Source organism: Streptomyces sp. NPDC021356, assembly GCF_040641015.1.
Lineage (GTDB): Bacteria > Actinomycetota > Actinomycetes > Streptomycetales > Streptomycetaceae > Streptomyces.
This window is the reverse complement of the sequence record NZ_JBFACU010000010.1, coordinates 41,248-61,804: the sequence shown is the minus strand read 5'-3', so window position 1 is coordinate 61,804 and position 20,557 is coordinate 41,248. Positions and strand designations below refer to the sequence as shown.

At 72.8% G+C, this 20,557-nt stretch carries 18 protein-coding genes; 6 read left to right on the top strand and 12 right to left on the bottom strand.

Going from position 1 to position 20,557, the window contains the following annotated elements:
• Positions 1-60 precede the first annotated feature (60 nt).
• Genes AB0G56_RS15445 through AB0G56_RS15435 form a run of 3 tightly spaced genes read right to left on the bottom strand, consistent with a single transcriptional unit; the run spans position 61 to position 2,207 of the window.
• Positions 61-633, bottom strand: a complete 573-nt coding sequence (locus AB0G56_RS15445) for a cob(I)yrinic acid a,c-diamide adenosyltransferase (RefSeq protein ID WP_360969298.1) — start codon at positions 631-633, stop codon at positions 61-63.
• Positions 634-646: 13 nt separating this feature from the next.
• On the bottom strand, positions 647-1,396 hold the full coding sequence (locus tag AB0G56_RS15440; protein WP_360969295.1) for an ABC transporter permease: 750 nt from the start codon (positions 1,394-1,396) through the stop codon (positions 647-649).
• Between the two features lie 19 nt (positions 1,397-1,415).
• The gene (locus tag AB0G56_RS15435) at positions 1,416-2,207 is read right to left on the bottom strand and encodes an ATP-binding cassette domain-containing protein (RefSeq protein ID WP_360969292.1); all 792 of its coding nucleotides are present in this window, start codon (positions 2,205-2,207) and stop codon (positions 1,416-1,418) included.
• Positions 2,208-2,299: 92 nt separating this feature from the next.
• Between AB0G56_RS15435 and AB0G56_RS15430 the strand changes: the two genes are divergently transcribed.
• The 4 genes from AB0G56_RS15430 (at position 2,300) to AB0G56_RS15415 (ending at position 7,393) form a co-directional block, all read left to right on the top strand.
• A complete protein-coding gene (locus tag AB0G56_RS15430) occupies positions 2,300-2,938 on the top strand; it encodes a TetR/AcrR family transcriptional regulator (RefSeq protein ID WP_360969290.1) in 639 nt (212 codons plus the stop codon).
• Positions 2,939-3,160: 222 nt separating this feature from the next.
• On the top strand, positions 3,161-4,009 hold the full coding sequence (locus AB0G56_RS15425) for a 3-hydroxyacyl-CoA dehydrogenase family protein (protein ID WP_360969287.1): 849 nt from the start codon (positions 3,161-3,163) through the stop codon (positions 4,007-4,009).
• A 148-nt stretch (positions 4,010-4,157) separates the two neighbouring features.
• Positions 4,158-4,481, top strand: coding sequence for an STAS domain-containing protein (locus AB0G56_RS15420; RefSeq protein ID WP_360969284.1), 324 nt, complete (start codon positions 4,158-4,160; stop codon positions 4,479-4,481).
• A 275-nt stretch (positions 4,482-4,756) separates the two neighbouring features.
• A complete protein-coding gene (locus AB0G56_RS15415; protein WP_360969281.1) occupies positions 4,757-7,393 on the top strand; it encodes an ATP-binding protein in 2,637 nt (878 codons plus the stop codon).
• 82 nt (positions 7,394-7,475) lie between these two features.
• Here AB0G56_RS15415 and nucS read toward each other — a convergent pair whose 3' ends face one another.
• A complete protein-coding gene (nucS, locus tag AB0G56_RS15410; protein ID WP_360969278.1) occupies positions 7,476-8,147 on the bottom strand; it encodes an endonuclease NucS in 672 nt (223 codons plus the stop codon).
• A 299-nt stretch (positions 8,148-8,446) separates the two neighbouring features.
• On the opposite strand from nucS, the gene AB0G56_RS15405 reads away from it, so the two are divergent.
• Complete coding sequence (locus AB0G56_RS15405) at positions 8,447-8,839, top strand: SCO5389 family protein (protein ID WP_360969275.1); 393 nt, start codon at positions 8,447-8,449, stop codon at positions 8,837-8,839.
• A gap of 151 nt (positions 8,840-8,990) precedes the next feature.
• On the opposite strand, the gene AB0G56_RS15400 is transcribed toward AB0G56_RS15405, so the two are convergent.
• Positions 8,991-10,019 (bottom strand): LLM class flavin-dependent oxidoreductase, encoded by a 1,029-nt coding sequence (locus AB0G56_RS15400; protein ID WP_360969272.1) that lies wholly within the window; start codon positions 10,017-10,019, stop codon positions 8,991-8,993.
• A 232-nt stretch (positions 10,020-10,251) separates the two neighbouring features.
• Between AB0G56_RS15400 and AB0G56_RS15395 the strand changes: the two genes are divergently transcribed.
• The gene (locus AB0G56_RS15395; RefSeq protein ID WP_360969269.1) at positions 10,252-10,584 is read left to right on the top strand and encodes an ATP/GTP-binding protein; all 333 of its coding nucleotides are present in this window, start codon (positions 10,252-10,254) and stop codon (positions 10,582-10,584) included.
• A gap of 35 nt (positions 10,585-10,619) precedes the next feature.
• Here the strand turns inward: AB0G56_RS15395 and AB0G56_RS15390 are convergent, their stop codons facing one another.
• The 7 genes from AB0G56_RS15390 to mce form a co-directional block, all read right to left on the bottom strand.
• On the bottom strand, positions 10,620-11,495 hold the full coding sequence (locus AB0G56_RS15390; RefSeq protein ID WP_360969266.1) for an ABC transporter permease: 876 nt from the start codon (positions 11,493-11,495) through the stop codon (positions 10,620-10,622).
• The gene (locus tag AB0G56_RS15385; RefSeq protein ID WP_360969264.1) at positions 11,492-12,607 is read right to left on the bottom strand and encodes an ABC transporter ATP-binding protein; all 1,116 of its coding nucleotides are present in this window, start codon (positions 12,605-12,607) and stop codon (positions 11,492-11,494) included. The genes AB0G56_RS15390 and AB0G56_RS15385 overlap by 4 nt, the downstream gene beginning before the upstream one ends.
• A gap of 156 nt (positions 12,608-12,763) precedes the next feature.
• Positions 12,764-13,534: an ABC transporter permease gene (locus AB0G56_RS15380; RefSeq protein WP_360969261.1), complete on the bottom strand. Its 771-nt coding sequence runs from the start codon at positions 13,532-13,534 to the stop codon at positions 12,764-12,766.
• Between the two features lie 3 nt (positions 13,535-13,537).
• Positions 13,538-14,542, bottom strand: a complete 1,005-nt coding sequence (locus AB0G56_RS15375) for an ABC transporter ATP-binding protein (RefSeq protein WP_360969259.1) — start codon at positions 14,540-14,542, stop codon at positions 13,538-13,540.
• Between the two features lie 113 nt (positions 14,543-14,655).
• Complete coding sequence (locus AB0G56_RS15370) at positions 14,656-15,591, bottom strand: cellulose-binding protein (protein ID WP_360969256.1); 936 nt, start codon at positions 15,589-15,591, stop codon at positions 14,656-14,658.
• A 206-nt stretch (positions 15,592-15,797) separates the two neighbouring features.
• Complete coding sequence (gene scy, locus AB0G56_RS15365) at positions 15,798-19,778, bottom strand: polarized growth protein Scy (protein ID WP_360969253.1); 3,981 nt, start codon at positions 19,776-19,778, stop codon at positions 15,798-15,800.
• A 235-nt stretch (positions 19,779-20,013) separates the two neighbouring features.
• Positions 20,014-20,454, bottom strand: a complete 441-nt coding sequence (gene mce, locus AB0G56_RS15360) for a methylmalonyl-CoA epimerase (protein ID WP_360969250.1) — start codon at positions 20,452-20,454, stop codon at positions 20,014-20,016.
• Positions 20,455-20,557: the final 103 nt, after the last annotated feature.

Here is a 20,557-nt window from a genome sequence, read left to right as displayed (position 1 = left end):
CACCGGCCGCCGGGACACCGGCCGGGTGGGGGGTGCGCGATCAGCGCGGGGGACCCGTGCTCAGCGCTCCCCGCCCGGCACCCACAGCACGTCGCCGGTCTCCTTGTTCGCCGTCCGAGCCAGGATGAACAGGAGGTCCGAAAGCCGGTTCAGGTAGGTCGCGGTGAGCGGGTTCATGGCCTCGCCGTGCGCCTCCAGGGCGGCCCAGGTGGACCGCTCGGCCCGGCGGACGACCGTGCACGCCTGGTGCAGCAGGGCCGCGCCGGGCGTGCCGCCGGGAAGGATGAAGGAGCGCAGCTTGTCGAGTTCGGCGTTGAAGCGGTCGCAGTCCGCCTCCAGCCGGTCGACGTAGAACTGCTCGACCCGCAGCGGCGGGAACTGCGGGTTCTCGGCCACGGGCGTGGACAGGTCCGCACCCACGTCGAACAGGTCGTTCTGCACGCGGGTGAGGACCTTGACGACCTCCGCGTCCAGGCCGCCCAGCGCGATGGCGGTGCCGATCACGGCGTTCGCCTCGTTGGCGTCGGCGTACGCCGAGATCCGCAGGTCGGTCTTGGCGACCCGGCTCATGTCGCCGAGGGCGGTGGTGCCCTTGTCCCCGGTCCGGGTGTAGATGCGTGTCAGTTTGACCATGGCACCAGCGTAGTTACGCCCCGGTCGTACGGAAGACCCGTGTGCCCACGGTCACGGCCAGCGCGGCGAAGGCGACGGCGGCCACGCTGCCGTACAGCATGTGCGCGCTGGTGTACGAGCCGACGTAGGCGTCGCGCACCGCGTCCACCAGGTAGCGGAACGGGACGAAGTGCGAGAGCACGTCCAGCCAGGCCGGTGCCAGGGTCATCGGGAGCATCAGGCCGGACAGCAGCATCGACGGCATCGACACGGCGTTGATCATCGGGCCGAACTGCTGCGGAGTGGCGGCCTTCAGCGCGATCGCGTAGGACAGCGAGGCGAGCGAGAGGGTGAGCAGGGCGACGAACGCGAAGCCGATGAGGATGCCGGCCAGCGGCGCGCGCAGCCCCATCACCAGGGCGGCCAGCACCAGCAGCACCGCCTGGAAGACGAAGACGGTGGCGTCGCGCAGCACCCGGCCCAGCAGCAGCGCGAGCCGGCTGACGGGGGTCACCCGCATCCGCTCCACCACGCCCTGCCCCTTCTCGATGATGATCGTGAAACCCGCGAACAGGGCGCCGAACAAGCCGAGTTGGAGCAGCAGGCCGGGGACGAGCACCTGCCAGGAGCTGCCGCCGCCGCCCAGCGGCAGCCCGGTGAGCAGCGGCCCGAAGAAGAGCAGGTAGAGCAGGGGCGTCAGCACGCCGAAGAGCAGCGCGAAGCGCGAGCGCAGGGACTGACGCAGGTAGCGGCCGTAGATGAGGGCCGTGTCGTGGAGAAGCATCAGGTGTCCTCGATGGGGCCTAGACGGCGGCGGGGGCGGTGTCGGCGGCGGGGGAGGGGCCGCGGCCGGTGACGGCGAGGAAGGTGTCCTGGAGGGAGGCGTCGAGCGAGCCGCCGTACTCCAGCTTGAGCGCGCTCGGCGTGCCCTCCGCGACGACCACGCCCCGGTCGACGATGACCAGCCGGTCGGAGAGGGCGTCCGCCTCGTCGAGGTAGTGGGTGGTCAGGAAGACGGTCGTGCCCTGCTCGTCGCGCAGCCGGCGCACCAGGTCCCACAGGTCGGCGCGGCTGCCGGGGTCCAGGCCCGTGGTCGGTTCGTCGAGGAAGAGCACGCGCGGGCGGTGGGTGAGGGCCATCGCGATGTCCAGCCGGCGGCGCTGGCCGCCGGAGAGCGCGGACGTCCTGCGGTCGAGCAGGTCGGTCAGGCCGAGGTCGCGCGCCAGTTCCGCGGCGCGCTCGACGGCCCCGGACTTCGTCAGCCGGTACATCCGGCCCTGGGTGACCAGTTCCTCCCGCACCGTGATCTGGCCGTCGACCCCGCCGGACTGCGCCACGTAGCCGCAGGCGAGCCGTACCCCGACCGGGTCGGTGGCCAGGTCGCAGCCCGCCACGGTGGCGGTGCCACCGGTGGGGGACAGCAAGGTGGTGAGCATCCGCAGGGTGGTCGTCTTGCCCGCCCCGTTGGGGCCGAGGAAGCCCAGGATCTCGCCCTCGCGGACGGTCAGGTCGATGCCGCGCACGGCCTGGACCGGGCCGCGTTTCGTCTGGAAGGTGCGGGCCAGTCCGGCCGCGCCGATGACTGCTGGTGTCATGCCGACAGAAAAACAGAGACTCTTAAATTTTGCAATGTCTCCAAAAATCCAGGACCACCAGAAAGGGCTTCGGGGAGGCTAGGATTCCCCCCATGGCAGAGGGGCTCAGGGAGCGGAAGAAGCGGCAGACCAGGCAGTACATCTCGGACGTCGCCACCGGCCTGTTCGTCGAGCGCGGCTTCGACGCCGTCACGGTCGCGGAGATCGCCGACGCGGCGAACGTCTCCGTCAACACCGTCTACAACTACTTCCCCGCCAAGGAGGACCTCTTCCTCGACCGCTCCAGCGGCGTGGTCGACCGGCTCGCCCGCTGGGTGCGCGGCCGGGACCCGGGGGAGTCCGCCGCCCGCGCCGTGCTGCGCGAACTGCGCGCGGAGGTCGAGGCGGTCTCGCCGCGCATCGGGCTGTTCCCCGGCTACGTCCCCTTCATGCGGGTGATCGAGGCCGCGCCCGCGCTGCGCTCCCGGCTCTGGGCCGTCGCCCAGGAGGTGCAGGCCAACCTGGAGCAGGCCCTGCGGGAGGAGACCGGCGCGGCGGACGACGACCCGCTGCCGGGCCTGATGGCCGGTCAGATCAGCTGGCTCCACGGCACCGTCATGGCCGTCGTCGGCCGCGAGATGCTCAAGGAGAGGCCGCCCGGGGAGGTGTCCCGGGAGGTCCTCGATCTCCTCGACGACATGGCGGACCTGTTGAGCGAGAAGGTGCTCAACTACGCCGTCCGAGGCGCGTAGTGACCCCTGCCGGTGTGATGTCCGTCAATTGAGACGTGACGCGCGTTACTTACCGGTCACACAGCGCCGCGCTAGCGCTAGTGTCCGCCGAGAGGCATGCGCAAAGAGCGTGAAAGCGGCCCTTCCGCCGCGCGCGCGGACGCCGGCGCGGCCGTTCACCAGCAGGCGTCACGGCAGTGGTCCCAGCAGTCGTCACAGCAGTCGTACACAAGGGGAGTCTCAGTGGCACGCAAGCTCGCCGTCATCGGAGCCGGTCTCATGGGGTCCGGCATCGCCCAGGTCTCCGCGCAGGCGGGCTGGGACGTCGTCCTGCGGGACGTCACCGACGAGGCGCTCAAGCGCGGCACCGACGGCATCAAGGCCTCGTACGACAAGTTCGTGAGCAAGGGCAAGCTGGCGGCCCAGGACGCGGAGGCCGCCCTCGCGCGGATCACCCCGACCACCGACCTGGACGCGGCGGCCGACGCGGACGTCGTCGTCGAGGCCGTCTTCGAGAAGCTGGAGGTCAAGCACGAGATCTTCCGCACTCTCGACAAGCTCGTGCGCGAGGACACCGTGCTCGCCTCCAACACCTCCGCCATCCCGATCACCAAGATCGCGGCCGTGACCGGGCGCCCGGAGCGCGTCGTCGGCGTGCACTTCTTCTCGCCGGTGCCGATGATGCAGCTCGTAGAGCTGGTCCGCGGCTACAAGACGAGTGACGAAGCCCTCGCCACGGCACGGGAGTTCGCCGAGTCCGTCGGCAAGACCTGCATCGTCGTCAACCGCGACGTGGCCGGCTTCGTGACCACCCGGCTCATCACCGCCCTCGTCGTCGAGGCGACCAAGCTGTACGAGTCGGGCGTCGCCACCGCCGAGGACATCGACCTCGCCTGCAAGCTGGGCTTCGGCCACGCCATGGGCCCGCTCGCCACCGCCGACCTCACCGGCGTCGACATCCTGCTGCACGCCGCGGGCAACATCTACACCGAGACCCAGGACGAGAAGTTCGCTCCGCCGGAGCTGATGCGCCGGATGGTTGACGCCGGTGACATCGGACGCAAGAGCGGGCAGGGCTTCTACAAGCACTGACACCGCTGCGGGGGCACCGGCATCACCCTTCGGGGTGAATTCGGTATCGGTTCCCCCACAGACAGCAACCGCACCGCCACACAAGCAGTCAGACGTTGCACAGCCAACCGTCACACGGAGCACGCCACCGCATTCCCGGGGAGCGCATATGTACATCAGGGGCGACCACGCCGAGGTGGTCGTCGGGGGCCGCCTCGACGTCCGCACCGCGGCGGACGCCCGTACGGTCCTGCACTCGGCCGTGGACGACGGCGCGGGCGACCTGGTCCTCGACCTGTCCGGGCTCGACTCCTGGGACGCCACCGGCCTCGGCGTGATCATGGGCGCTCACCGGCGCGCCGGCCGCTGCGGCCGGCGGCTGGTGCTGCGCGGCGTGCCGACGCAGATGCAGCGCCTGCTGGTGGCCACCCGTCTGCACCGCATCCTCGCCATCGAGGGCGGCATCGGCGTGGAGTCCCTGCCCCGCGTGTGACCCGGGCGGAGGGCACGGAAGCGTACGTCCGACCCGGGCGCACGGCACGGAAGCGTACGTCACACGCAATCCTCACGAGACCGTGACGTCTCGGGCCGCGCGGCACCCCGGCCTGTCGTAGATACTGTGCGAGGGTTTAGGGTTCGGTCGCCCGCTGCCTCGCAACCCTCGAGCGGGCCCGGACCAGGAGCGACAGCGCGGAGTGCGGCACACGGCCGGGAGGGCTGGACCAGCAGCACACGACGCCTCTGGGGGGCTTGGAACCTGTGGAACCCATGGACCCGAACACCCGGGAGCCCGAGGACATGGGCCCGGCCGGCGACGGCCCCGCCCCGGACCGGCGCCCGCCCAGGGAACCCCTCGCCGCCGACTTCCCGCCGCACGCCACCGCCCCGGCCCGCACGGCACGCGTCGTCACCGGCGACTTCCTGCTCACCGTCAACCCCGTGGACGGCAGCGAGATAGAGGCCTGCCCGCCCGGGGAACTCCCCGGCCCCCCGCGCAGGCACACGCCGGCCGCCCGCGCCGATGCCGACCGCGCCGCCAAGCCGCCCGTCCCGCCCGGCCCGGCCCCGGCCCCCGCTGCGCTCCTGGAGCGCCAGGACGAACGCGAGCGGCTGGTACGGCTGTTGTCCCGCGGCCGTTCCGTACGCCTCACGGGACCCGGCGGCTCCGGCCGCACCAGTCTCCTCGACGTCGTCGCCCAGGACTGCGCGGACCTCGCGCCCGACGGCGTCGTCCGGCTCAACGGCCACCGCCGCACCGCAGGCGACCTGCTGCACGACCTCTTCCACGCCGTGTACGGCGCGCCCCTGCACCGCCCCGGACGCGACGAACTCCTGGAGCACGTCCGCGAGATCGGCGCCGTCGTCGTCATCGACGACAGCGAACTCGGCGGCACCGCCCTCGACGAACTGCTCGACGCCACCCCCGAGTGCGCCTTCCTGGTCGCCGCCACCCCCGACGTGCCTGCCCCCTCCGCTGATTCCGCCCTCGAAGAGGTCTTCCTCGCCGGCCTCGACCGGGCCGGCGGCGTCGAACTCATCGAGCGCTGCGTGGGCCGGGTCCTCACCGAGGAGGAGGCCAACTGGGCGGGTGACCTCTGGTTCGAGTCCGAGGGCCTGCCCCTGCGCTTCGTCCAGGCCGGCGCCCTGCTGCGCCAGCGCGACCGGCTGCGGGCCGGCGCCGGTGCCGTCGAGGAGTTCGGCGTCTTCGCCGACGCCCCGCCCGCGGACGCCCCGTTCACGAGCGGCGACGGCGACGACGTTCCCCTGCCCTCGCTCGGTGAGGCCGCCGCACCCGCCCCGCTGCTCGCCTCCCGGCTCAGCGCCTCCGCCCGCGCCACGCTGCGCTTCGCCGTCGCGCTCGGCGGCGAGGTGCCCCACCAGGCCCACCTGCCCGCGCTGATCGGCGACACCCACGCCGACGCCGCGCTCGGCGAACTGGCGGGCTGCGGCCTGGTCTCCCCGGTCGGCTCCCGCCACCGGCTCGCCGCCGGGGTCCTCACGCAGCTGGAGGCCGCCGGATACGCCGAAGACGCCGAGGAACAGGCGCGCGCCGCGGCCCGGCACTACGCCTGGTGGGCCGGCCACCCCTCCGTGACGCCCGAGCGGGTCACCGCCGAGGCCGACGCCGTCCTCGCCGCGCTTGCCGTGCTCGTGCCCCTGGCCACCCCGCCCGGCGAGGACGAGGAGAGCACCGCCGTACAGCTCGCCCGCGCCGCCGCGCCCGCCTTCGCCGCCGCACTGGCCTGGGGCGCGTGGGAGCGGGCGCTGCGCTTCGGCACCGAGGCCTCCCGGCTCGCCGGTGAGGTCGCCGAGCAGGCCTACTTCCACCACGAACTCGGCATCCTCGCGCTCTGCGGCGGACTGCTCGACCGGGCCCGCGCCGAGCTGGAGGCCTCCATCGGCCTGCGCGGCGCCCTCTCCGACCGGCGCGGCACCGTCGCGGGCCGCCGCGCGCTCGCCCTGGTCACCGACCGCTCCGGCACCGCACCGGGCCTCGGCGCCGTCGCGGCACCGGGCGCCCCGGCGGCGGAGGAGGCGCCGGACACCAGGGGCGAGGAGTCGGTCTCCGCGTTCGGGGCGGCCCCTGCCGCCTTCCCGCCGCTCCAGCCGCCGGCCGCGGAGGCGCCGGCCACCCAGGTCACCTACCGGCCCTCGGCCGCCGGTCTGCCCGTGACGTCCCCGAAGGCGGCCACGCCGGGCCCCGGCGCCCCGGGCGGGCACCGGGCCGGCTTGAAGAACTTCGCCCGGCGCAACCTCGTGGCGGCGGGCGCGGGCGTGCTGCTCGCGGCCGTCCTCGGCACGGTGGTGACGCTCGGCGCCACCTCCCACAGCGACGCCGACGACCCCTCCGGCCAGGTCGGCGGCAACCCGCCGGCGAGCCAGGGCACCGACGACGGCGGGCCGGGGGCCGACACCCCGCAGGACGGCAGCGGCGGCGCGGGCACCGTCGGCGACACCGGCAGCGGGACCGCCCGCCCCACGGACCCGGGCCCCGACGGGACCTACGGCACCTCGGACGACCCGACGCGGCCGGCCGGCCCGGACGCTCCCACCCCGGGCGCGAGTTCCACGAAGGGCACGGGCGGCGGCACGGACGGCGGTGACCCGCCGACGCCGTCCGAGTCGGGCGGCACCTCGGACACCCCTCCTCCCACACACCCGAGCCCGCCCCGCACGCCCACGGGCAAGCCCAGCGGTCCGACCGGCGAGCCGTCGACGCCGGGCACACCGACCGACCCGTCCACGCCGACCACGCCGGACCCGACCGGGTCGTCGACCCTCAGCCCGTCCACGACCAACTCGGCGAGCCGCCCCGCCCCCTCCGACGCCCCCGTCACCACCAGCGGCTCGGCCGCCGCCCCGGTAAGCGGCGGAGCGGGCACCCCGGACGGCACGGCGACCTGAGCGAGCGGGCCGCGCGGCACACGCACGGGGGCCCGGACCGGCCGAGCCGGTCCGGGCCCCCGTGCGCGAAGGGGCGCCGGCCTCAGAACAGCCGCAGCTTGTCGTCCTCGATGCCGCGCAGCGCGTCGTAGTCCAGCACCTGGCAGCCGATGCCGCGGTCGGTCGCGAGGACCCGGGCCTGCGGCTTGATCTCCTGCGCGGCGAAGACACCGCGCACCGGCGCGAGGTGCGGATCGCGGTTCAACAGCTCCAGGTAGCGGGTGAGTTGCTCCACCCCGTCGATCTCGCCGCGCCGCTTGATCTCGACGGCGACCGTCTGCCCGGCACCGTCCCGGCACAGGATGTCCACCGGGCCGATGGCCGTCATGTACTCGCGCCGGATGAGCGTGTAGCCCTCACCGAGGGTGTCGATGCGGTCGGCGAGGAGTTCCTGGAGGTGCGCTTCCACGCCGTCCTTGATCAGCCCCGGGTCCACGCCGAGTTCGTGCGAGGAGTCGTGGAGGATCTCCTCCATCGTGATGATGAGCTTCTCGCCCGCCTTGTTGACGACCGTCCAGACGCCTTCCTCGTCGCCCGCGCCCTCCTTCAGCGTGCACGGCGGCGACATCCAGTTCAGGGGCTTGTAGGCGCGGTCGTCCGCGTGGATCGAGACGCTGCCGTCGGCCTTGACCAGGATCAGACGGGGAGCCGACGGGAGGTGGGCGGTGAGCCGGCCCGCATAGTCGACGGAGCACCGGGCGATGACGAGACGCATGGTCCGCAACGCTACTCGACGCACCGTGCCGTACGCGATTCGCCCGTCCTGCTCCGCTCGCGCCCCAGGGAGGCTCCGCCGGGGGCCGTCCCATTTTTCCCTGGATCACCCGTGTTCACTTGTGGCCGATTGTGTGCCCAACTCGACCGGCCGGTCCTCGCATTCGCCTGGTAAGCCCTCGTTTCGTTGCCTACCGTAGGAACGGGAGGTTGCGAGGTGTGTACTCACCGTGTTCGGTATCGCGAACTCCCTCATCTGTCCGGCAACCCCTGCTGGTCGGGGGTGCGAGAGGAGAACCCATGTCGCTCGACGTCTCACCGGCCCTACTCGAACAGGCCGAGCGAGGCGAGGTCGACGAAGCAGCTTTCGTCGACTGCGTCCGGACCTCCCTGCCCTATGCGTGGGAGATGATCAGCTCCCTGGTGGCCCAGCTGAAGGTGGACGGCGGAGAATTCGCCGACAACCAGACGCCCCCGCCGGACGAGCAGGCGCGCGGTCAGCTGCTGCGTGCGCTCGCGAGTGATGCCATACGCGGCGCGCTGCAGCGGCACTTCGGTGTGCGGCTGGCTTTCCAGAACTGCCACCGGGTCGCGGTGTTCCCGCTGGACGCCTCGGCCGACGAGCGGCTGTCCCGCTTCACGTCGGTGCGCAGTCAGCTGCTCAACCAGTCGCCGGAGCTCCGGGACTGCTGAGGGGGGCAGGATCTTCCGTCTGGATCGGGCCGGATCGCCACCCCGCGAACCGGCGTGATCCAGACGGGAGGACCTGGTCGCCGGTCTGCCGCCCCGCCCGCGGGAGGTGCATGGAGGGCCGGGGCGGCAGGCCCGCCCGGGGCGGCACGGGTCAGCGGAGGTGGGGGAGTACCTCGGCGCCGAGCCGTCGTACGGTCTCCTCCGTCGCCGCCAGGTCGCCGGAGCCTTCGACGAGCAGGGCGAAGCGCGAGATGCCGGTGCGCTCGAAGGTCGCGGCGAGCCGGTCCGCGCACAGCCTCGGCGTGCCCACGGGGTGCAGTCCGCACAGCAGCTCCGTGTAGGCCAGCGGGTCGCGCATCCGGCGGCTGCGGCCGTCCACCGTGACATGGGCGTCCAGGCCCTGTTTCAGCCAGCCCGGCATCGCCTTCAGCAGGGTCTCCTCCGCGTCCGCGCGCCGGTCGGCGATCTGGCAGACCCCGGCCGAGACATGGGCCGCGTCCCGGATCGCCTCGGCCGGGTGCCCGGCGGCTCGTGCGCTGCGCCGCCACAGGGCGATCATCTCCGCCTTCTCCTCGTCGCCGACGTGCATCCCGAGCAGCATCGGCAACCCGCGCTCGGCGGCCAGCCGGACGCTCGCCGGTGAGGTGCAGGCGACGACGACCTCGGGGCCCGGGGCATCGGTCAGCGCCTCGGCGGGGCGGGGCACGACGGCGACCTCGCGGAAGCCGAACCGGTCGCCGCAGGCCGACACCGACGGCTCGCGCAGCCAGCGCACCAGCAGATCGAGTGATTCGGGGAACCCCGTCTCGTACGCCGCGAGGCCCGTCCCGAAGACCTCCAGGTCGACCCACGGACCGCCACGGCCCACGCCCAGCGAGAACCGGCCGCCGCTCGTCACGTGCAGCAGGGCGGCCTGTTCGCCCAGGGCGACCGGATGGGCGGTGGGCAGCACGCTCACCGCCGTCCCCACCCGCAGCCGGCGGGTGCGGCCGAGCAGCAGCGCGGCCAGGGTGATGGCCGACGGGCACGTCCCGTACGGTACGAAGTGGTGCTCGGCGAGCCAGACCGCGTCCAGGCCGGCCTCCTCGGTGACCTCGGCCGTCCGGACCGCGCGGTGCAGCGCCTCCCCTTGGCCCTGCCCGGGGAACTGGGCCGCCAACACGAAACTTCCTACGCGCATCGCTCTTCCTGCTTCCTCGGCTCCGACGCGGAGCTCCCCCACCGGGCATAACCGCACGACACGTGCCGAGGTCACGGCCTGGCGGAGGGATTTCCGGATTGTCTGCGGAATTGACCGTTCCGGAGAGCGACTTGTGCGGTTCGGCAGGCAATCCGGTTCCTTGCGCGTCCGCCCGGCGGCGCCGCGTACGCTGGACGGACCCCGTCCTTCCGCAGAACCGGTGAGGTGTCCCGTGTCCCCGCGTCGCAACCGCCCCAAGGGTCCTGGCTCGTCCGGCCGGAGCGCCGAGGACGACGCGGCGAGTCGCTACGGGGGCTGGCAGTCCACCGAGAGCTGGCAGGGCGAGGAGTGGAGCGTGCGCCATGTCGCGGGCGCCGGCGCGGCGGGCAAGACGTACCGCTGCCCCGGCTGCGACCAGATGATCGGTCCGGGCGTCCCGCACGTGGTGGCCTGGCCCGAGTACGCCGGGGTGGACGACCGCCGGCACTGGCACAAGTCCTGCTGGAACGCGAAGGACCGCCGCACCACGCGGGTGCAGCGGTCCCGTAACGCGCCGAAGTTCTGAAAGCCGGGCCTCCACGGCCCCCAGGGTCCGCGGACCTACACGTCCCGCTCCCGCAGCAGCGCCCACGCGCCGGCGCCGAAGGCGGCCGTCACACCCAGCATGATCCACAGCGGGTCCCAGCCCGACGGGCCGGAATCGCTCAGCGAGCTGGAGTAGAAGACGCCCAGCTGGTTCGGGATGGAGTACTCGAACAGGGCGGTGCGCACCGGCTCCAGCGACCGCGTGAACATGAACAGCGCGATGACCAGCGGAGCGAGCACGACGCCGATCATGATGGTGATGGCGCCCGCCGAGTGCCGCAGCACCGAACCGATGAGCAGCGAGATCAGCCCCAGCAGCGCCAGGTAGAGGCTGACGCCGACCGTCGCCTTGAACCACTCGCCGCCGGACGGCCGGCGCGCGCCGCTGCCCTCGAGCATCGCCGACTGCGCGAGCGCGACCACCGCCGTGCACGCCAGGGTGATGACGAAGGAGAGCAGGAAGAACACCAGCGCCTTGGCCGCCAGCACCCGTCCCCGCGTGGGGCACGCGGTCATCGTGGTGCGGATCATGCCGGTGCCGTACTCGGAGGCCGTGGTCAGCACGCCCAGCGTGATGATGCAGATGCTGCCCAGGAGCACGCCGAAGAAGCCCAGCGTCAGCGCGTTCTCGTTACCGGACAGGTCGCTGGAGGAGTGGGCGACCACCCCGCCGGTCAGCAGCCCGATCCCGATCACGAGGACGACGAACACCCCCAGGGTCCACAGTGTGGAGCGCACCGACTTGATCTTCGTCCACTCGGAGGCGAGGGCGTGCCCCAGGTGCGTGCGGACGACGGGGATCGGCGAGGTGTAACCGGGGTGCGGAGAAGCGGCCCCCGCCTCCCAGGCGGGCTGTGCGGCCGGCGGCATCGGAGTCTGCGGCGTGCTCATCGGGCGTCCTCGGACTTGGTGAGGTCACTTGCGGGGGAGGCCGGGGCGGCCTGCGCGTAGGGGTTGGGCGCGCCCGCGCCGGGCTGCGCCTGCGGCGGTGGCGGGGCGTACCAGCCGGGCTGGCCCTGGCCCGGCACCGGCACCGGCGGCTGGGTACCGGGCGGCAGCGGCTGCATCAGGCCGGCCTTCTCGTCGGTCGTCGAGCGGTAGTCGACCACCGCCTGCGTCATCCGCATGTACGCCTCCTCCAGCGAGGCCTGGTGCGGCGACAGCTCCCACAGCCGTACGCCCGCCTCGTGCGCGAGGTCGCTGATGCGGGGCAGCGGCAGGCCGGTCACGCGCAGCGCGCCGTCCTGCTCGGGCAGCACCTGCCCGCCCGCCTCGGTCAGCGCGGAGGACAGCTTCTCCCGCTGCTGAGAGTCGGTGTCGGGGGTGCGGACCCGGGCGAAGTCGGCGGAGTTGGCGGAGATGAAGTCCGTCACACTCATGTCGGCGAGCAGTCGGCCGCGCCCGATGACGATCAGATGGTCCGCGGTCAGCGCCATCTCGCTCATCAGGTGACTGGAGACGAACACGGTCCGTCCCTCGGCGGCCAGCGCCTTCATCAGGTTCCGCACCCAGAGGATGCCCTCGGGGTCGAGGCCGTTGACCGGCTCGTCGAACAGCAGCACCTGCGGGTCGCCCAGCAGCGCCGCCGCGATGCCGAGCCGCTGCCCCATGCCGAGCGAGAACCCCTTCGAACGCCGGCGGGCCACCTCCTGAAGGCCGACCACGCCCAGCACCTCGTCGACGCGGCGGGCCGGGATGCCCGACAGCTGGGCCAGGGACAGCAGGTGGTTGCGGGCGCTCCGGCCGCCGTGCACCGCCTTGGCGTCCAGCAGGGCGCCCACCTGGCGCGGGGCGTTGGGCAGTCTGCGGTACGGGTAGCCGCCGATCGTCACCGTGCCCGCGGTGGGGTTGTCCAGGCCGAGGATCATCCGCATGGTCGTCGACTTGCCCGAGCCGTTCGGCCCGAGGAAGCCGGTCACGGCACCGGGCCGCACCTGGAAGGAGAGGTTGTCCACGGCGGTCTTGGCGCCGTAGCGCTTGGTCAGGCCGACTGCCTCGATCATGCTCCGGTCCCATCGGAAGGTAGCCGTCCCGAGGTTCAGGACAGCGGGGCGCACGCCCCCGTAAGGCTTAGGAGGATATCCGGGCGCTGACGGTTCCGGCCAAAAGAAAGTAAAGGCGTGTGGGGCTGGTACGTCCTGATCTGCGGGGATACGCCCTCAGGCGTCCCGCTTGCGCAGCAGCGCGTAGCCGACCGCGAGCGCCGCGAGCACCCACAGCGCCATGATGCCGAGACCGCCCCAGGGACCGTAGGGGGTGTCGTCGCCGACGCGGGGGATCACCCGCAGGATGCGGCTGCCCGCCTGGTCGGGCAGGTACTGGCCGATCTTCTTCGTCGCCGAGACATTGCCGAGGATGTTGGAGATCAGGAAGAAGAACGGCATCAGGATGCCCAGGGACAGCATCGGCGAGCGCAGCATCACGGCGACGGCCATCGAGAACACCGCGATCAGGGTCATGTACAGCCCGCCGCCGATCACCGCGCGCAGCACACCCGGCGCGTCCAGCGAGGTCCGCAGCGAGCCGAGCATCGCCTGCCCGAGGAAGAACGCGGCGAAGCTGGTGGCCATGCCGACGAGCAGGGCCAGGAGGGCCGCGACGGCCACCTTGCTCGCCAGGAAGGCCCCGCGCCGGGGGACCGCGGCCAGCGACGTGCGGATCAGGCCGGTGCTGTACTCGTTGGACACCACCAGGACCCCGAAGACGATCATCGCCAGCTGACCGAGGGTCATGCCCGCGAAACTGACGAAGGTGGGGTCGAAGGAGAGCCGCTCGCGCGCGGGCATGTTCCCGAACTCGCTCCGGGTCAGGCCCGAGATCAGCATGCCGAGGGCGATGGTGACCACCGCCGCCAGGGACAGGGTCCACACGGTCGACGCCACCGACCGGATCTTGGTCCATTCGGACCGGATGACCTGGGTCGCCGCCATGCCTCAGCCCTCCACCGTCGTCCGTGCCGCGCTCTCCTCGAACCCCGCCGGATCCGCCGCCGTCCTGCTGTTCCAGTCCACGCCCCAGGGCCGCCCGGCCGGCTCCGCGTGCGCGTGGTACTCCACCGAGGAGGCGGTCAGCCGCATGAACGCCTCCTCCAGGGAGGACTGCCGGGTACTCAGCTCGTGCAGCACCACCTGGCTGCGCGCGGCCAGCTCCCCGATCTCCTCGGAGCTGCCGCCGTCCACCTCCAGCGCCCCGTCCCCGGCCTGGGCGACCTGGATCCCGGCCCCGTGCAGCGCCTCCAGCAGCCGCTCGCGGTCGGGGGTGCGCACCCGGACGCAGGAGCGCGCGTTGCGTGCGATGAAGTCGGCCATCGAGGTGTCCGCGAGCAGCCGCCCCTGCCCGATGACCACGAGATGGTCGGCGGTCAGCGCCATCTCGCTCATCAGATGGGAGGAGACGAAGACCGTACGGCCCTGGGCGGCCAGCGACTGCATCAGGCTGCGGATCCAGTGGATGCCCTCCGGGTCGAGCCCGTTGACCGGTTCGTCGAACATCAGGATCCGCGGATCGCCGAGGAGCGCCCCCGCGATGCCGAGGCGCTGGCTCATGCCGAGCGAGAACCCCTTCGCCTTCTTCCGCGCGACCGCCGTCAGACCCACCGTCTCCAGCACCTCGTGCACCCGGCGGGTGGGGATCCCGTTGCTCTGCGCCAGGCACAGCAGGTGGTTGTACGCGCTGCGCCCACCGTGCACGGCCTTGGCGTCCAGCAGCGCACCGATGTACGTCAGCGGGTCCCGCAGCTCGTGGTAGTGCCGGCCGTCGATGCGCACGTCCCCGCCGGTGGGATGGTCCAGGCCCAGGATCATCCGCATGGTCGTGGACTTCCCGGCACCGTTGGGCCCCAGGAACCCGGTGACGGTGCCCGGCCGCACCGTGAACGTGAGGTCGTCGACCGCGACCTTCTCGCCGTAGCGCTTGGTCAGGCCCGCCAGCTCGATCATGCGGCCACGCTAAGGGTGCGCCGAGCCCCCCGCCACCGGAAGGCGGCGGGGGGCTCGGCGATCATCGGTCCGTGACGCGTGTGCTCCGACCGGGCCCACTTCCCCGTGCTTGCTTACCGGGTCTGCTGCGCGGGGACCCCGCGGGAGACCGGCTCGTCCTCGGCCGGGGTGCCCGCGGCGGCCACCGCGGCACCGGTCAGGGTCGCCAGCATCTCGCGGACGTTCGTCAGCTGGGCGTTGATCGAGTCGCGGCGGTTGGTCAGCGCCGCCAGCTCGCGCTCGGACTCCGAACGGATGCGGTCCGCCTTGGCGTTGGCGTCGGCCACGATGTCCTCGGCCTGACGCTGCGCCGTCTCCACGGTCTGGCGGGCGCGGCGCTCGGCGTCCGTGCGCAGCTTCTCCGCCTCCAGGCGCAGCTGCTCGGCGCGGTGCTCGATCTCCGCGAGCCGCTTCTCCGCCTTCTGCTGGCGGAGCGTCAGGTCACGCTCGGACTGCTCGCGGCGCTTGGCCAGGTTCGTCTCGAAGTCGGCGGCGGCCTGCGCGGCCTTGGCGCGGGTCTCCTCGAAGAGGGCGTCCGCCTCCTCCCGCTTGGACTGCGCGTCCTTCTGCGCCTCGCTGCGCAGCTGGGAGGCGTCGCTCTTGGCCTTCTCGACGATCCGGATGCCCTCGTCCTCGGCCCTGGCCTTGCGCTCCGCGGCGAAGGACTCGGCGTCGTTGCGGACCTGCTGGGCCGACGCCTCGGCCAGCTCACGGTGCTGCTCAGCCGCGCGCGCGGCCTCCTCACGCAGATCCTTCGCCTCCTCCTCGGCGAGGCGGAGGATCTTCTCGACCCGGGCGCCGAGACCCGCGTACGACGGTTCGGCGTCGGTGATCTGGGCCTGGGCGCTCTGCGTCTCGAGGTGGAGCTCCTCGATGCGCTTCTCCAGCATCTTGGTCTGGGCGCGGGCGTCGGCGAGGTCTGAGTCGAGCCTGGCGATGTAATCGTCCACCTGAGCGCGGTCGTACCCACGCCGCACATGCTCGAAGCCGTAGGGGGAAGTGTCGCTCATGGGGTTCCTGTCGAATGAGACCGGTGAGGTGATAGGTCGAATCCTAGGGGCCGAAGCGGTGTGTCATCGAGCGGATACGTGTTTGATCTGGAGAATGACACCTCTTTTGAGTGGCGGACCGCCCGAGCGCTTGCCAAGTACCCCGGCGGAGCCTTCGGAAGCTCCCCCGTGAGGCCCCTAATCCACCCAGAAGGCTAACCTTCTGACTACCCCTCTGACGACTTCCCGCCCGAACGCGGCGCACCCACCGTCGCGCCCGTCCTGACTCCGGTGTCCTTCCCGGACGACGGTGCCTCGAAGGACTCCAGCGCCTCCAGCACGTCCTGGACCCGCGAGATCTCGGCGTTGATGTCCTCGCGCCGGCGCACCAGGATCTCCAGCTCGCGCTTGCCCTCCTCGACCGTGCGCCGCGCCTCCTGGACCGCCTCCGCCTTCAGCTCCTCGGCCTCCTTGACGAGCTTCGCCTTCTTCTGCTCGGCCTCCTTCAGCAGCCCCTCGGCCTTCTTGACCGCGGCGATGCGCACCTTGCCCGCCTCGGAGTTGGCGTCCGAGACGATCTCCTTGGCCTTCGCCTGCGCCTTGCCCAACTGCTCCTCGGCGGCCTTGATCAGCGCGTCGCAGCGGTCGCCGGTCGACTTCATCGTCTCGGCGGCCTCGCGGCGGGCCCGCTCGTGCAGTTCCTCGATCTCCGAGGTGAGGCGCTCGCGCAGCTCCTCGGCGCGCTCACGGATCTGCGTGGCGTCCCGGCGGGCCCCGACGAGCAGCTCGTCCGCGTCCGTACGGGCCTTCTCCACCGCCGTGTTGCCCTGGACCGTCGCCTCCGCCAGGATCCTCTCGGCCTCCTGGCGGGCCGCGCCCACCATCGTGTCGGCCTGGGACTCCGCGTCCGCCTTGGTCTTGACCGCGTTCCCCTGCGCCTCGGTGAGCAGCTTGTCGGCCTCGGCCGTGGTCTCGGTGATGAGCCTGTCGACCTGCTCGGCCGCCTCCGAACGCCGCTTGTTGGCGTCCTGGCGTGCCTCGTCCAGGGTCCGCTCGGCCTCCTCACGGGCCGCCGTCACCAGCCGCTCGGCCTCCGCCGCCGCCTCCGCCTTCACCCGGTCGGACTCGGTGCGGATCCGCTCCGCGCGGGACTGCGCCGAGCCGACCGTCTCGGCGGCCTCGGCCCGCAGCCGCTCCGCGTCCCCGGTGGCGTCCGAGATCAGCTTCTCCGCCGTGGCGACGGACTGCGCCCGCACCCGCTCGGCCTCGGCGAGCGCCTCGGTCCGCACCCGCTCGGCCTCGGCGGCCGTCTCCGTGCGCAGCAGGTCGGTCTCGGCGACCGTGTCGGCCCGCAGCCGGTCCGTCTCGGCGATCGTGTCCGCGCGCAGCCGGTCGGCCTCCGCGGCCGTCTCCGTCTGCAGCCGCTCCGCCTCCGAACGCGCCTCGGAGATCAGCGTGTCCGCCTGGGTCGCCGCGTCCGAACGGATCCGGTTCGCGTCGTCCCGGGCGTCCGCACGCGTGCGCGCGGCGGCCTGCTCGGCCTGCGCGATCGTGTCGGAGGCCTCGGTGCGCACCCGCTGCGCGTGCTCGGCGACGTCCGTACGGATCCGCTCGGCCTCCGCGATCGCCTCGGACACCGTGCGCTCGGCGAGCGCCTTGGCGGCCCCGGTCTCCTCGCCCGCCTCGCGCCGCAGCCGTGCCGCGTCCTCGCTCGCCCGCTCCCGCTCGGCGTAGGCGTCGGCGCGGACCCGGTCCGCCTCCTGTTCGGCCTCCCGCTTCGTACGGTCCGCGGAGTGCTCGGCGGCCGAACGCAGCCCGGCGATCTCCTCCTGCGCCTGCTCGTGCAGCCCGGCCACGGAGTCCCGTACCTGCTGCGCGTGCTGCTCGGCGGCCGACACCATCTCGGTGGCGCGCCGGTCGGCCTCCTCCACCAGCCGGACGGCCTCGGCCTGCGCCTCCTCCACCCGCCTGCGCGCCGAAGCCAGCAGCTCCTCGCTCTGCTCGCGCGCCCGCTCCCGCTCCTGGCCCGCCTCCTGGCGCGCGGAACCGAGCAGTTCCTCGGCCTCGCGGCGGCGCCGGGCGGCCTCCTCGCGGGCGGCGTCCAGCGTCTCGGACGCCTCCGCGCCCAGCCGCTCCGCGGCGGCCTGCGCCTCGGCGCGGACCCGGTCGGCGGTCTCCTGGGCCTCCGTCCTGAGCCGCTCCGCCTCGGCCGCGGCCTCCGACCGCAGCCGGACGGCGACCGCCTCGCCCTCCGCGCGGGACGCCGACGCGTCCGCGGCGGCCTCGTCGCGCAGCCGCTCGGCCTCCGCCTCCGCCTGCTGCTGCAGCGTGCGGATCCGCTCGGCCGCCTCGCTCCGCAGCCGCTCGGCCTCCTCGGTGGCCTCGCGGCGGATCCGTTCGCCCTGCTCACGGGCGTCGGTGAGGGCCTGCTCGGCGGCGGCGAGGCGCTCCTCGGCCTCCGTGTGCAGCCGGGTCAGCTCCTCGGTGGCCTCGCTCTGCCGGGCCGCCAGCGCCCGCTCGGTCTCCTCGCGCAGCTCCGTCGCGGCCCGCTCGGCGTCCGCCCGTACCGACTCGGCGTGCTCGTCGGCCTCCGCGCGGTGCCGCTCGGCCTCGCCGCGGGCGCGCTCCAGGGTCTCCTCGGCCTGCCGGCGCAGCGCGGTGGCGCGCTCGATGGCCTCCGTGCGTACCTTCTCGCTGTCGGCCGTCGCGCTCCCGCGCAGCTCGTCCGCGTCCGCCTTGGCCTTGGCCAGCAGCTCCTCGGCGGACTTCGCCGCCTCCTCGATCTGCGCCACGGCCTCGCGCCGGGCCTCCGCGCGGATCTTCTCGCCCTCGGCGACCGCGTCGGAGCGCAGCTGCTCGGCCTCGCCGCGCAGCCGGCGCGCCTCCTCCTGCAGCTCGACCGTCTTGGCGCGGTACTCCTTGGTGTCGTCCTTCGCGGCGCCCTTGAGCTGCTCGGCGATGTCGTGCGCCTCGGCACGCAGCCGGTCGGCCTCGGCCTCCGCCTCCGAACGGATCCGCTCGGCCTCCTCGGACGCGGCCTTCGTGGTCTTCTTGGCGTCCTCGGACGCCTTGTTCAGCACGTCCTCGGCGGTCTTCGCCGCCTTGGACAGCTGGGTGGCCGTCTCCTCCGCGGTGACGCTGCGGGCCTTCTCCGAGGCCTCGGCGACGATCTTCTCCGCCTCGGCGCGGGCGTCCGCGACCAGCTGCTCGGCCTCGGACTTCGTGCTCTCGGCCTCCTTGGTGGCCTCCTCGACCAGCCGGGCGACCTGCTCCTTGGCCGTGCGGGTGCGCTGCTCGTTGGCCGACTCGGCGCTCGCCAGCGCCTTCGCGGCGCTCTCCTTGGCCTCGGTGACCAGCTTCTCGGCCTCGCTCTGCGCCTTGCGCAGCGCCTCCTCGGCCTCGGTCATCCGCTGCTCGGCGGCCCGGCTCAGCTCGGCGCTCTGCCGACGGGCGGCGTCCGACTCGCTGGCCGTGGAGCTGCGCAGCCGCTCGGCGTGGTCGGTCGCCTCCTGGGCCTGGGTGGAGGCCGCGGTGAGCAGGCGTTCGGCGTCGGTGCGGGCGCGGCGCAGGATCTGCTCGGCCTCGGCGCGCGCCGACTCGGCCTCGCCGCGCAGCCGCTGCCGGGCCTCGGCGGTCAGCCGCTCGGCCTCGGCGCGCGCGGCGGCCATGGCCTGCTCGGCCTCGGTGCGGGACTCGTCCAGGAGGCGGCGGGCCTGCTGCTCGGTGCGGGCACGCAGCTGCTCGGCCCAGGCGACGTTCTCGTTGACGTGCGACTCGACGGTCTGCCGGCGCTCGGCCAGCTCCTGGTCGAGCTGCTGGCGCCGGGACACCGCCTCCTGGTGCAGCTCTGCCTGGAGCTGGGCGGCCTGTTCGGCGTGCTCCTGGAGGATGCGCTGGGTCTGCGCCCGGGCCTGGCTCAGCTCGCGCTCGGCGTCGGCGCGGATCTGGTCGGCCTGCACCTGCGCCTGGCGCAGCAACTGCTCGGCCTGGTAACCGATGTCCGCGCTGTCGTAGGCGGGCCGGGTCATGATGGTGCGGCGCGCCTCGTGCAGCTTGGCGCGCAGCACCTCGACCTGGTAGCCGAGGTCCTCGGCGTGCTGGATCGCCTTTTCCCGCTCGGTCTTCAGCCGCTCCATCTCGGCCTCGAACCGAGAGAGGTGGTCGACGTCAGCCGCCGGCTCTCGCTCCTGGCGTTCGTAGCCCCGCACTGCGCGGTCCCATCCGTCCCCTGGTCGCAAGCCTGTCCAAACGAGCTCCGTCCATCCGCCGAACGGGGCCCCCGGGGGAATGGTGTCAGATCAACGGCGGAGCATGGGCTGCTGCCCCGTCGCTCGTCCCCCGAAACCCGGACCCCGGCGGTCCTGCCATCCTCGACGGCACGACCGGACCGCCCCGTTGTCGGGGACGATCGCCCCCAACCCTACCGGCCCTTATGTACGTCGGTCAGTGCTCGGCCGACTCGGCGGGCGCCGAAGTGACCAGTTCTGTGAGGACGCCATGGCAGTCCTTGGGGTGCAGGAAGGTGATCCGTGACCCCATGGAGCCGCGTCGCGGCTCCTCGTACAGGACGCGTACGCCCTTGTCCCGGATGTCCGCTGCCTCCGCGTCGACGTCCGCGGTGCCGAAGGCGATGTGGTGGACGCCCTCCCCGTTCTTCGCGAGCCATTTCCCGACGGCGGAGTCCTCGCGGGTCGGTTCCAGGAGCTGGAGGTAGGAGGCGCCGCCGTCGGACGTCGCGTTGATCTTGAGCATGGCCTCGCGCACGCCCTGCTCCTCGTTGACCTCGGTGTGGAACACCTCGAAGCCGTAGGTGGCCCGGTAGAACTCGACGGTCGCGTCGAGGTCGTGGCAGGCGATCCCGATGTGGTCGATTCGCGTCAGCATGGTCTCAGTGCAGCGCGAGCGGGGTGGTTACGCAACGTGCGCGCGATCACACCGACGGCCCGATGACGGGGCCGACCGCCGCTCAGTACATTCGAAGTAAACC

What these genes read in the sequence shown, in the direction of transcription:
- AB0G56_RS15445 (WP_360969298.1), bottom strand. Translation starts at nt 633, where the DNA reads ATGGTCAAACTGACACGCATCTACACCCGGACCGGGGACAAGGGCACC.
- AB0G56_RS15440 (WP_360969295.1), bottom strand. Translation starts at nt 1,396, where the DNA reads ATGCTTCTCCACGACACGGCCCTCATCTACGGCCGCTACCTGCGTCAG.
- AB0G56_RS15435 (WP_360969292.1), bottom strand. Translation starts at nt 2,207, where the DNA reads ATGACACCAGCAGTCATCGGCGCGGCCGGACTGGCCCGCACCTTCCAG.
- AB0G56_RS15430 (WP_360969290.1), top strand. Translation starts at nt 2,300, where the DNA reads ATGGCAGAGGGGCTCAGGGAGCGGAAGAAGCGGCAGACCAGGCAGTAC.
- AB0G56_RS15420 (WP_360969284.1), top strand. Translation starts at nt 4,158, where the DNA reads ATGTACATCAGGGGCGACCACGCCGAGGTGGTCGTCGGGGGCCGCCTC.
- AB0G56_RS15415 (WP_360969281.1), top strand. Translation starts at nt 4,757, where the DNA reads ATGGACCCGAACACCCGGGAGCCCGAGGACATGGGCCCGGCCGGCGAC.
- nucS (WP_360969278.1), bottom strand. Translation starts at nt 8,147, where the DNA reads ATGCGTCTCGTCATCGCCCGGTGCTCCGTCGACTATGCGGGCCGGCTC.
- AB0G56_RS15405 (WP_360969275.1), top strand. Translation starts at nt 8,447, where the DNA reads ATGTCGCTCGACGTCTCACCGGCCCTACTCGAACAGGCCGAGCGAGGC.
- AB0G56_RS15400 (WP_360969272.1), bottom strand. Translation starts at nt 10,019, where the DNA reads ATGCGCGTAGGAAGTTTCGTGTTGGCGGCCCAGTTCCCCGGGCAGGGC.
- AB0G56_RS15390 (WP_360969266.1), bottom strand. Translation starts at nt 11,495, where the DNA reads ATGAGCACGCCGCAGACTCCGATGCCGCCGGCCGCACAGCCCGCCTGG.
- AB0G56_RS15385 (WP_360969264.1), bottom strand. Translation starts at nt 12,607, where the DNA reads ATGATCGAGGCAGTCGGCCTGACCAAGCGCTACGGCGCCAAGACCGCC.
- AB0G56_RS15380 (WP_360969261.1), bottom strand. Translation starts at nt 13,534, where the DNA reads ATGGCGGCGACCCAGGTCATCCGGTCCGAATGGACCAAGATCCGGTCG.
- AB0G56_RS15375 (WP_360969259.1), bottom strand. Translation starts at nt 14,542, where the DNA reads ATGATCGAGCTGGCGGGCCTGACCAAGCGCTACGGCGAGAAGGTCGCG.
- AB0G56_RS15370 (WP_360969256.1), bottom strand. Translation starts at nt 15,591, where the DNA reads ATGAGCGACACTTCCCCCTACGGCTTCGAGCATGTGCGGCGTGGGTAC.
- mce (WP_360969250.1), bottom strand. Translation starts at nt 20,454, where the DNA reads ATGCTGACGCGAATCGACCACATCGGGATCGCCTGCCACGACCTCGAC.